Source organism: Faecalimicrobium dakarense (assembly GCF_000499525.1).
In the GTDB taxonomy this organism is placed as follows: Bacteria; Bacillota; Clostridia; order Peptostreptococcales; family Peptostreptococcaceae; genus Faecalimicrobium; species Faecalimicrobium dakarense.
Genome location: NZ_HG529384.1, coordinates 1 through 10,501, shown reverse-complemented (window position 1 = coordinate 10,501; position 10,501 = coordinate 1). Strand labels below are relative to the sequence as shown.

General features: G+C 27.9%; 14 protein-coding genes. 4 read left to right on the top strand and 10 right to left on the bottom strand.

What is annotated here, in order from left to right; translation table 11 throughout:
* Positions 1–30: 30 nt before the first annotated feature.
* The 9 genes from BN899_RS13005 to BN899_RS12970 all read right to left on the bottom strand — a co-directional run bounded on the left by BN899_RS13005 (position 31) and on the right by BN899_RS12970 (position 7,923).
* The gene (locus BN899_RS13005) at positions 31–648 is read right to left on the bottom strand and encodes a DUF4397 domain-containing protein (protein ID WP_042276129.1); all 618 of its coding nucleotides are present in this window, start codon (positions 646–648) and stop codon (positions 31–33) included.
* A 144-nt stretch (positions 649–792) separates the two neighbouring features.
* A complete protein-coding gene (locus BN899_RS13000; RefSeq protein ID WP_042276127.1) occupies positions 793–1,200 on the bottom strand; it encodes a VOC family protein in 408 nt (135 codons plus the stop codon).
* 194 nt (positions 1,201–1,394) lie between these two features.
* Positions 1,395–1,934 carry a hypoxanthine phosphoribosyltransferase gene (hpt, locus tag BN899_RS12995; protein WP_147568562.1) on the bottom strand — a complete coding sequence of 180 codons (540 nt, stop codon included), beginning with the start codon at positions 1,932–1,934 and terminating at the stop codon, positions 1,395–1,397.
* 69 nt (positions 1,935–2,003) lie between these two features.
* Entirely contained in the window at positions 2,004–3,326 is a 1,323-nt protein-coding gene (locus BN899_RS12990) for an L-cysteine desulfidase family protein (protein ID WP_042276124.1), read from the bottom strand.
* Between the two features lie 330 nt (positions 3,327–3,656).
* The gene (locus tag BN899_RS12985; protein ID WP_042276122.1) at positions 3,657–5,435 is read right to left on the bottom strand and encodes a sigma-54 interaction domain-containing protein; all 1,779 of its coding nucleotides are present in this window, start codon (positions 5,433–5,435) and stop codon (positions 3,657–3,659) included.
* Positions 5,428–5,568 (bottom strand): hypothetical protein, encoded by a 141-nt coding sequence (locus BN899_RS19305; protein WP_173399943.1) that lies wholly within the window; start codon positions 5,566–5,568, stop codon positions 5,428–5,430. The genes BN899_RS12985 and BN899_RS19305 overlap by 8 nt, the downstream gene beginning before the upstream one ends.
* A gap of 173 nt (positions 5,569–5,741) precedes the next feature.
* Entirely contained in the window at positions 5,742–6,311 is a 570-nt protein-coding gene (locus BN899_RS12980) for a class I SAM-dependent methyltransferase (protein WP_042276120.1), read from the bottom strand.
* Positions 6,312–6,421: 110 nt separating this feature from the next.
* Positions 6,422–7,057: a single-stranded DNA-binding protein gene (locus BN899_RS12975; RefSeq protein ID WP_042276118.1), complete on the bottom strand. Its 636-nt coding sequence runs from the start codon at positions 7,055–7,057 to the stop codon at positions 6,422–6,424.
* A 101-nt stretch (positions 7,058–7,158) separates the two neighbouring features.
* Positions 7,159–7,923 carry a polysaccharide deacetylase family protein gene (locus BN899_RS12970; RefSeq protein WP_042276116.1) on the bottom strand — a complete coding sequence of 255 codons (765 nt, stop codon included), beginning with the start codon at positions 7,921–7,923 and terminating at the stop codon, positions 7,159–7,161.
* Between the two features lie 128 nt (positions 7,924–8,051).
* On the opposite strand from BN899_RS12970, the gene BN899_RS19110 reads away from it, so the two are divergent.
* The 3 genes from BN899_RS19110 to BN899_RS12960 all read left to right on the top strand — a co-directional run bounded on the left by BN899_RS19110 (position 8,052) and on the right by BN899_RS12960 (position 9,241).
* On the top strand, positions 8,052–8,213 hold the full coding sequence (locus BN899_RS19110) for a hypothetical protein (RefSeq protein WP_154658903.1): 162 nt from the start codon (positions 8,052–8,054) through the stop codon (positions 8,211–8,213).
* 113 nt (positions 8,214–8,326) lie between these two features.
* A complete protein-coding gene (locus BN899_RS12965) occupies positions 8,327–8,536 on the top strand; it encodes an alpha/beta-type small acid-soluble spore protein (protein WP_042276113.1) in 210 nt (69 codons plus the stop codon).
* A 168-nt stretch (positions 8,537–8,704) separates the two neighbouring features.
* Positions 8,705–9,241, top strand: coding sequence for a DUF4364 family protein (locus BN899_RS12960; protein ID WP_042276110.1), 537 nt, complete (start codon positions 8,705–8,707; stop codon positions 9,239–9,241).
* A 2-nt stretch (positions 9,242–9,243) separates the two neighbouring features.
* Here the strand turns inward: BN899_RS12960 and BN899_RS12955 are convergent, their stop codons facing one another.
* A complete protein-coding gene (locus tag BN899_RS12955) occupies positions 9,244–10,110 on the bottom strand; it encodes a YncE family protein (protein WP_042276108.1) in 867 nt (288 codons plus the stop codon).
* Between the two features lie 145 nt (positions 10,111–10,255).
* Here BN899_RS12955 and BN899_RS12950 point away from each other — a divergent pair.
* Positions 10,256–10,501: TIGR03905 family TSCPD domain-containing protein (locus BN899_RS12950; RefSeq protein ID WP_042276105.1), on the top strand; the 246-nt coding region annotated here is incomplete at its 3' end.

Sequence of the window (10,501 nt, the reverse complement as noted above, 5' to 3'; positions counted from 1 at the left end):
CTTAGTTACTGTAAGTAACTAAGCTTTTTTTTACTCTACTGCTGAAGGTGCTATAAAAGTTGCACCATCTAAAGACTGAAATATTTGCACATTAGGAAGATTCCCTAATGCATAAAATGTATATATTCTATCTGGATTTATAGTTTTTTGATTACTTCTTAAAATCCTTCCACTAGCTACTGCTTCTACATCTAATCTATAGTCCCCTGCTAATATTTCTACATAATCACTAATATCTCTAAATTCAACGTCCTTAAATAGCATATTTTTATCTATCAATATATTTACTTCTGGTGCATTTGGTGATAAGTGAACTACTCTAATTTTAGAGTATCCTCTTTGAGCTCTTTCTTTATCCTCTTTTATAGTCACAAATTCTAGGTCATTAGAATTTCCTGTGGCAGCAATAGTTGCTAATTCTCCATTTTCAACCTCAATATTACCCCTTAATATTGGATTTTCTGTTGTATCAACATTATACACTTCCATATTATATTTTCCTTTAGGAATATATACATATGGGCTAAATTGAGTAAATCTTATTTCTTTGAAAAACAAAGTATCATTTATATATACATCTACTGCATCGCTATCTGGAACTGCATGTAAAAACCTAATTAGCCCATATTCTTCTTCAAAATTTCTCACCACTATCCCCTCCTAAAATTTAAAATTACCCTCTACTATAATAGTATTGTTATCTATGTACTTTTGACACTAAAATTCGCTTCGGTCAGATCCGTTGCTCAAAATAATATCCTATATAAAAAAGCAGACTAATTAGTCTGCCTTCTAGTTTATATCTGTGTCCCTTATTTCTATTTCAGTTCCTTCAGGTGCTTTTATTTTAAATAAGCTCTCACCTTCTACTTTATACACAACTTGACCATTCTTTAATTTAAAATTATTATATCCTAATTCTATAATCCTTTTATATTCTTCTTCTACATTATCTACTAAAAACGCCATATGAACAGGACCTCCATTTAACGAACTCCATTTATTAAACTTATCCCCAGATTTTGGTGTTTGTAGCTCTATCATAAAGTCACCTAGACGTATCCAAGTATTATAATCTCTAGTATGGAAGTTCGGTGTTTCACTTACTACCTCAAAACCTAGTATCTTTGTGTAAAAATCTAGTGATTCCTTATAATCTTCCGTTTGAATACATATATGATGCACCATTTTTATCCCCATGTTGTTACCTCCAAAAATATTTTTTTATCTAAGTTATCCACTTTTTGTAAGTTTTTATAGTTAATATGTGTATAAAGTTCACTTCGTTCACGGCGTCAACGATATAGCTTCGTATTCACTCAGTTATATCCGTTACTTAAAATCCACTTTGTTTAGAACATAAAAAAGTTGCTCTATTAGAGCAACTTTTTATGTTATCTATCTTCGTTTGTTACATTAAATACATATGGTATATTTCTGTAGTAATCTCCAAAGTTTAATCCATATCCAACAACGAATTTATCTTCTATTTCAAATCCACAGTAGTCAGGAACTAATTCTACTTTTCTTCTGCTTGGCTTATCTAATAATACACAGCATTTTAAGCTTGCTGGATTTTTAGACTTTAAGTGGCTCATAACAAAGTCCATTGTAAGAGCTGTATCTGTTATATCGTCTACAACTAATACGTGGCATCCCTCTATTTGTGAACCTATATCTGATACTAATTTTACTCTTCCTGAACTTTCTTCTCCGTGTCCGTAACTTGAAGTAGTCATAAATTCAATTTTAACTGGTACAGTTATGTTTCTTACTAAATCTGCACAGAATATGAAGCTTCCTTTCAATAAAGATATAACTATAAGTTTTTCACCTTTATATTCTTCTGATATTTGAGATCCTAGTTCTTTTAACCTATTTGCTATTTGCTCCTCCGAACATAGGACTTCCCATTTTTTAGTTTCTATATCCATAGTATAATCCTCCACTATATATAATGATACTTTTCATTTTATCGAAGATTATCTTCTTTTGCAACAAAATTAGTCAACCTTGTTCATATCATCCATTACATTTATTATAACCTCATCTGTAGTAGTCATTCCTTTATCACTAACTTTTCCTAAATTTTGTATACTTTCTTCTACAGTGTTACCAACTATACCTGTTAATGGAGGTACTATACAATCTTGACCTGCTATTATAGCACTTTGAACTGCTGCTGATGCTGCTGATGCTAATTTTAAAGCACAACCAGATTTAGCACCATCACATATCATTCCACTTAAGTTTGCTACTATATTTTCCATAGCACCTTCTACTTGTTTTATATTCCCACTCATTAACCAAGCTAAACCTGCAGTTGCTCCAGTTGATGCTGCAACACCGCATCCACAAACAGCAGATAATCTTCCTGTAAAGTTTTTAACATAAGCTGTTACTAAGTGAGATATAGCTAATGATTTAGCTAATTTTTCATCAGTTTGAGGGAATTTTTTGTTATATGCAACTATTGGAAGTATAGCTGTTATACCATGGTTTCCACTTCCATTTGAACTCATAACAGGCATTTTTACTCCACCCATTCTAGCATCAGATGCTGCAGCTGTTATCATCATAGCATGATTAATTAAGTCATCTCCTAATAAACCACTTTCTATAGATTTTTTTATTCCGTATCCAACACCAACACCTATTTTATTCTCTAATCCATAATTAGCTATTTCTTCATTCATAGATATTCCTTCTAGTAAAAATTCTATGTTCTTAAACTCCATATCTTCAACATTTTGTACTAGTTCTTTTATAGTTATTGTATCTAATATGTTTTCTTCAACTGATTCAGTTGTAGATGCAATTTCAACGAATCCTTCTTCTGCTAATAAAACTTTTCCATTAGCTTCTAGGTATACAAAATTATCATGCTTAGTTCTTATGATTACCTTTGATGTATTATTTTTTCCTTCTAAATTAACTTCTATATACACCTTTTCTTTTGTATCTGCTGGAGATACTGATATCGGTGTATTATCCATATATTTTTCAGCTAATTTAACTTCTTCATTAGTTATACTTTCTAATACTCTTAGTCCATTTTCTGAATGACCACCTATAAATCCAAGTGCTACAGATATTTTAAGTCCTACTCTCTCTGTTCCTGGTATACCAACACATAAACCGTTTTTATAAACATTAGGGCTTACTAATACTCTATGATTAACTATTTCTTCTCCTAATAATTCTTTAGCTTTTGCACAAGCTAGTGCTACTGCAACGGGCTCAGTACATCCCATAGCTGGTTTTACCTCTTCTACTAATATATTAATTAATCTTTCTTTTATATCCATAACTTTTGTATCCATCATAATAAACTCCTCCAAAATAATAATATTATGTTTTATATTTATAGCAATAAATGTGCCAACTTTTATTTAAATTAATATTTTTATATTTTAGAAGCTATTAATATTATTTTTTATATTTAAATTTTTATTATTAAATATCATACAATCATTGAAATATACACATACTTTAAAACTAAGTAATATATAAATTATTTTATAAAATTATGTAGAATTTACTTAAATTATTTATATAATAACAGATTATTTATTTTTTATTAACTTAATATATTATTATATAGTTTTAATTTTTCGCAAAAACGATACAAAAAAATCTCAAAATGAGATTTAGTATCATTTTGAGACTATTTTATACTTTTCTAGTTTTCTATATAAAGTTGCCCTTGATATACCTAAGGCCTTTGCTGCTAAATCCTTATCTTTTTTATAATCTTTATATTTATCTAATGCCTTTATAATCTCTCTTCTTTCCAATTCTTCTAGATTAATTATTCCTTCTTTAATTACTATATCTTCATTTTTATCTACTTTTTTCATTCTATTCGGCATTGTATCTAGCGTGATTACAGAAGATGAAGACATATTTACACTATACTCTATAATATTTTGAAGCTCTCTTATGTTACCTGGCCATTTATAATTAATCATTAAATTTATAACACTTTTATCTATATCAACTACATTTTTATTAAGCTTAATAGCATATTCTTTCATCATAAAATTAGCTAATAAAGGAATATCTTCTCTACGCTCTCTTAGGCTCGGTAATGATATTGGAATTACATTTAACCTATAGTATAGGTCTTCTCTAAATGTGCCCTTGTTGACCATCTTTTCTAAGTCTTTATTAGTCGCTGCTATAATCCTTACATCTATAAATACATTTGATTTTGCACCTATTTTATTAAGCTCTTTTTCTTGTAATACCCTAAGCAACTTTGCTTGTAAATGTAAACTCATATCTCCTATCTCATCTAAGAATATAGTTCCATTATGGGCAAGTTCAAATTTACCTAATTTACCACCTCTTTTAGCACCAGTAAATGCACCTTCTTCATATCCAAATAATTCGCTTTCAAGCAAGTTATCTGGTATAGCTGCACAATTCACTGCTACAAAAGGATTTTCATTCCTACTACTATGATTGTGTATAGCCCTTGCGAATAACTCCTTGCCTGTCCCACTCTCACCTGTAATAAGAACTGTAGATGTTGATTTTGATGCAATAAGTGCTTCTTTCTTTGTGTTATTTATAATATCACTTTCTCCTATTATATTATCTAGAGTTATTATATAATCTTTATTTATCTTGTTATAGTTTTTTATAGCATCCCTTTTATCTATAAAATCTATAACGTATCCCTTAAGTTCATTTTTTAGAATTATTTTATTTATATTGTATATTCCTTTTAATGAATACTCTCCACTTTTATAATTGAAACTACAAGATTTATCTTTCTTAAAATTATTCATTGACTGTCTATCAATAAATCTTAGTGTATCTGATATATCTTTATTTTTTATATTTCCTTTTAAATTAAATATTTTCATAAATTTTGAATTATATTTATCTATTTTTCCATCTACATCAACAGATACTATAGCTTTATCCATACTATCTATCAAAGTCTCTAGTCTTTTCTTTTCTAATTCTAATTCATAAGTTTTAATTTGAGCTTTTAACTTATTAGAAATCAAGTCAGCCATTTTACCTAAAAAATTCATAAGGTTATCTTTATTATCTTTTATAATATTTGCCTGCTTTTCTGTGAAAGCTATAAGACCTATTACACCATAAGACTTATCCTCACATATTATAGGGCAACATACTTCTGCAAACTCCTTACAGCCTATATTACTATCACATCCTTTGCAAATAACATTGCAACTTGGGTCATCAATTAATATATCAATTTGTTCTGTTAATGATTTTTTAAATGCAGAGTACCCATATACTTTTTCACCTATTTTATCTATATATATTCCTGTTCCTGCAATCCTTACTAAGTTTTGGTCTACTATAGTTACATCTATGCCTAAAACGGCTACAATGGCCTCTGCTATATTTTGAATATCTTCTTTAATATATTCTAAGCTTATCATTTTAATCATTCCTTAATTTCTTTATATTAATTATTTCTTTTATATCTTTTAATATTAAATATATCTTATTTAGTGTTAACTGAATCGATATAAGTATTACAAATAACATTACAACAATAATCAAAGTATAATTTATATTCATTTTTCCTCTCCTATAAAAAAAATTCGCTACACTTGAGCGACGTGTCGGCGAAACATTTTAAGACACATGTTAAAGAAATATCTCAAATCTCCAATACGTTACTCAAATTTAAATAAAGACTAGGTATAACCTAGTCTTTATTTTTATTATCTATATATTTTATTTTACATTATCTACTTTCTTTTTCCTATATAAATATATCTTTCATTTTGAACTTCTTTAAGAGTACCTTCAAAGTTTAAGCTTGAGAATATATCTATTATATCTTGAGGATAGTGGTATGTTATGTTTTCACCACATAATTTACGCTTTAAATGCTTTAACTTGACTTTTAAGTTTTTTAGATTTAAATCTTCTAATATAAGTTCTCCGTTAGTCTTTAAAACTCTATTTATTTCTTTTGAAGCCTTACTACAGTTGTTAGTACTATTAAAGTGATCTAGTATTATCACTTTATCAAAATATTTATCTTCAAACGGTAGTAGCTCTAAACAACCTTTTACAACACTACAGTTTTCATTGTGTATTAAAGAGTAACATACATCCTCATATGCACTATTTTCTAATATCGTTACATACACACCTAACATTCTTAATCTTTTTCCTAAATTGCCTATTTCTCCAACAAGTAATATATTGTTTCCTATATCATACTTGATAGTATCTAAAAAACATGTTACATCATCAGAAGTATCAATCAAATCAGCATTAGGCTCGTAATCATGATATAATACGCTTTTCACAGTGTTCCCCCTCTTTTATTTTGTACATTTATATAAATCATCATAGAATAGATTATAATCAATCCGAGGGAACTATTCAATAGGTAAATTTCAATGTTTTTTATGAAACCCTATTCATTGTTATTTTCGCTAGTTTTCTTTATTTTAGATATCGAAACTTCATACGCAACTTTCTTAAGAACATCTCCATCATCAGTCTTTTTTTCGTACTCTCTGCTTTGTACTCTTCCCCACATTTGTATTCTATCCCCTACTTTTAAGCTCTTTGCAAACTTTGCATTTCTTCCCCATACTATTGATGGTATATAGTCTGATTTATTATATGGCCTATTTATAGCAACTAATAAATCTGTTATTTCTCTTCCTAATGGAGTTTTTCTATATATCGGATTTTTACATATGTATCCATCTAGGAATATGCTATTTGGGTCTTTGTTTTCCTCATCACAGACTTTTATATCTCTAACAAATATAGTAAGAACTAATCTGTTTTTATTATCAATATTTTTATTATAAGATCTTAATTGACCTACTACCTTAACAGATTTATTATTTTCAAAATCTATTTCCTCTAATAATCTTTCTGATACAGTTATCGGAAGTACATCATATGAATCACTAAGTCTATTTATTTTTATTTTAGTATTATAGAATTTTTCACCAAATATCTCATGACTAAATTCTAAATTATCTTCTAATTCTCCCCTTAGGTTTACTACATTAGTATCGTCTTTAACAGTTATCATTTTTTTCTCCCCCCACAATTGTTAATTCTTATGTTTTATCTTTTTTATATAATAAATATATTGATTAAGTTTGTTTTTTATTACAATTTCTTAATATCTATTTAATCTTTAATTTTTTGCACACCATTACTGTCTACCGTATAATTGTCTTTATGTATTAATTCTGATACTGGAACTATTTCGTATCCATCTTTTTGAAGGTTACCTATTATTGAATCTAAGTAATCTTCTACGTTATTTATATTTGCATGGAATAATACTATTGATCCTGGCTGTGAGCTTCTAGCAACTCTTTCTATAACGTGATTTGGACCTATTTCCTTCCAGTCCATAGAATCAACATCCCATTTAACAACTTTATATCCTAAAGATTTGCATACTTCTAAAGTCTTATTGTCTACATCTCCAAAAGGTGGTCTATATAACGTAGTTTTATCCCCTGTTATTTTTTCAATTTTACTTGATGTCATTTCTAATTCTTGTACTATTGCCTTTTCTGATAATTCTTTTGTATTTGCATGAGTATTTGAGTGGTTTCCTAATTCATGTCCTTTTTTATGTATTTTAGCAACAAGCTCTTCATTATCATCTACCCAGCTTCCAACTAAAAAGAATGTAGATTTTATGTTGTATTTATCTAATACATTTAGAATTTCATCTATATTATCAGATCCCCACGCAACATCAAAACTTAAAGCTATTTTCTTCTCTTGTGTATCAACCTTATATATTGGCATATTTGCATTTTCTTGCTTGTAGCAAAAATATCTTATACCATAAACTAAAGCAAATAATAATATTAACGTCAGCACTAGAAAAAAAATACTAGATATTAGTGACTTAGTCTTTTTTAATCTGCTGTTCATGCTACACCTCCTTGTAATAATTTATCCTATACTTAAAATTTATTTTTTTAATTTCAAAAAATTACTACTAAAATAAATTTGTTATTTGGAGAAACTAAATTTAATCTTATTGAAAGGTGGTAATTTTAATGGCAACTTTAAATAATATCCCTAAAAATGTAAATGGAGAAAGAGAAAGTATCCACGATAATTCAGTATTTAAAAATAATGTTCATCCAAGAGAAATTCATAGTACTGTAAATGGTATAAGAAAAGATAAAAAAATAAAAATGAATAGAAAAGAATCTTAAAAAATAATTTTTTTTAAAAAATAGTATATAAAGTCCCATTCGTGGGCAAATTAGTATTAACAACGAAAGAGCATAATTCGTTGTCAAATATCAACTTTAGGAGGAATTTTACTATGTCAAGTTCAAACAACAACAAAACTGTAGTACCTGCAGCTAAAGCTGCTTTAAACCAAATGAAATTAGAAATAGCTAATGAAATAGGTTTAGCTAACTATGATACTGTTGATAAAGGTAACTTAACAGCTAGACAAAACGGATATGTTGGTGGTTATATGACTAAGAAATTAGTTGAAATGGCTGAACAACAAATGGCTGGGAAGTAGATTAAAATTCTGACACCTGAGTAAATAAAAGGCTACCATTTTGGTAGCCTTTTTATTTGCAAAATTATCCAAAATATAGTCAAATATAATATTAAATAAATTGTGCTTTTATTTTTATATATTTTGGTTTAATATATTATATAGAAATAGTTTACGGAGGATGATATTATGTTTGAAAACTCATCTGAAGAATTAGCTTCTCATAAGCTATTAATTTTATATATCTTAAATAAAATTAATATGGATTTAACTAATTCTCAAATAACACAAGTTGTATTAGAAACAGAGATGATGAATTACTTCTCGCTTCAACAGTTTTTATCTCAACTTATGGAATCCAAATTTTTAACTACATACAAAGACTCTGCTAGAGAATATTACTCTCTTACTCAAAAAGGGCTTGAGATACTAGAATATTTCTTATCTAGAATCCCAGAGGATGTGACAAAAAAAATAGATGAGTATATTAATAATAATAAAGAAAATTTATTATCTGATACTCAAGTAAAGTCAAGTTTTGTTAAACAAAGTGATCATGAATTTATTGTTAATTTAAGAGTTATAGAAAATCAATCTAATTTAATAGATTTAAATTTAAATGTTTCTTCAGAAAAGCAGGCCAATTTAATTTGCAATAACTGGAAGAAAAATGCTTCTTACATGTATGCTGAAGTAATCGAATTGCTTATACGTGATAATAATTAAGCCTACAAACATAATATGGTTGTAGGCTCTTTTCCTACTTTTACTTCTTTTAATAAACTATTATCTAAAGTACTATATATTTTTATAGAATTTCTTTGAGTATCCGAAACAAATAATAATTCTTCATTTTTAGATATTTCTAACCCTTGAGGATTTCCATTTACTTCGATAGACCCTAGATATTTTCCCGTTTCATATTCTAAAATCCTTATACTTTTATATCCCAAGTCAGCTATATATACTCTATTTTTACTGTAATTAAAGCATATTTGAACTGGTAGTAGAAACTCTTCTATTATTTTTTTAACTTTCATATTAGTCCCATCTAATATTACTAATTTTCCATCTAAAGTTGATGTATATATTTCATATTTTTTCGTATCTATTTTTATATGCCATGCTTTAAAGTCTGTATCTACTTTTTTATCTATGCATTTGTTTGTTGTATCTATACAAACTATAGAATCTATGCAGGGTACATATAACTTATTATTTTCATGATCAAAATCAAATCCATGTGGCATCTCATCTACGCTGATTATGCCGATTGGATTTAAACTATCTTGCTCTATTATATATATACTATTTGAATCTTCATTAGATACAAATAATTCACCATTGCATAATGCAACTTGACTTAAGCTACCACCTATAGATATGTTATCTATAATCTTATTAGTATTTAAGTCTATAACATACAAAATTCCATCATTAGAACTTGGTATATAGATTAATGATTTTTCTTTATCTATACAAAAATGATGTGGATAAATTCTTTCTTCTAGTTCTATATCTTCTTCCAAATTAAACGTCTCGTAATTAAGTACGCTAATACTCTTTGATAGATAGTTCGAAATATATACTTTCAAATAACATCCTCCTCCCTATAATAAATATCATATGATACTATATTAAATAGAATGCTTGTATTATGCATATCTTTTATATATTGCAATATTATCCATATCTTGGTATCATTAGTTTAAAATATCATTATGAATGGGAGTTTATGGGATGAAAATAACTTTTAAACCAAGCGGTGTATGCTGCAGAGAAATGTCATTTGATGTGGATGACAACAATAAAATAACAAATATCGAATTCATAGGTGGATGTCCAGGGAATATGATTGGAATAAAACACTTAGTAATAGGACAAGATGCTCATGAAGTTGCAAATAAATTAGAAAATATACCTTGCGGCGGAAAGGCTACATCATGTCCAGACCAATTATCTAAAGCTATACGTGAAGCTTTAAAA

Bases quoted from the DNA above. Each gene is read 5' to 3' on its own strand.
- BN899_RS13000 (WP_042276127.1), bottom strand. From the start codon at position 1,200: ATGGGGATAAAAATGGTGCATCATATATGTATTCAAACGGAAGATTAT.
- hpt (WP_147568562.1), bottom strand. From the start codon at position 1,934: ATGGATATAGAAACTAAAAAATGGGAAGTCCTATGTTCGGAGGAGCAA.
- BN899_RS12990 (WP_042276124.1), bottom strand. From the start codon at position 3,326: ATGATGGATACAAAAGTTATGGATATAAAAGAAAGATTAATTAATATA.
- BN899_RS12985 (WP_042276122.1), bottom strand. From the start codon at position 5,435: ATGATTAAAATGATAAGCTTAGAATATATTAAAGAAGATATTCAAAAT.
- BN899_RS19305 (WP_173399943.1), bottom strand. From the start codon at position 5,568: ATGAATATAAATTATACTTTGATTATTGTTGTAATGTTATTTGTAATA.
- BN899_RS12975 (WP_042276118.1), bottom strand. From the start codon at position 7,057: ATGATAACTGTTAAAGACGATACTAATGTAGTAAACCTAAGGGGAGAA.
- BN899_RS12970 (WP_042276116.1), bottom strand. From the start codon at position 7,923: ATGAACAGCAGATTAAAAAAGACTAAGTCACTAATATCTAGTATTTTT.
- BN899_RS19110 (WP_154658903.1), top strand. From the start codon at position 8,052: ATGGCAACTTTAAATAATATCCCTAAAAATGTAAATGGAGAAAGAGAA.
- BN899_RS12965 (WP_042276113.1), top strand. From the start codon at position 8,327: ATGTCAAGTTCAAACAACAACAAAACTGTAGTACCTGCAGCTAAAGCT.
- BN899_RS12960 (WP_042276110.1), top strand. From the start codon at position 8,705: ATGTTTGAAAACTCATCTGAAGAATTAGCTTCTCATAAGCTATTAATT.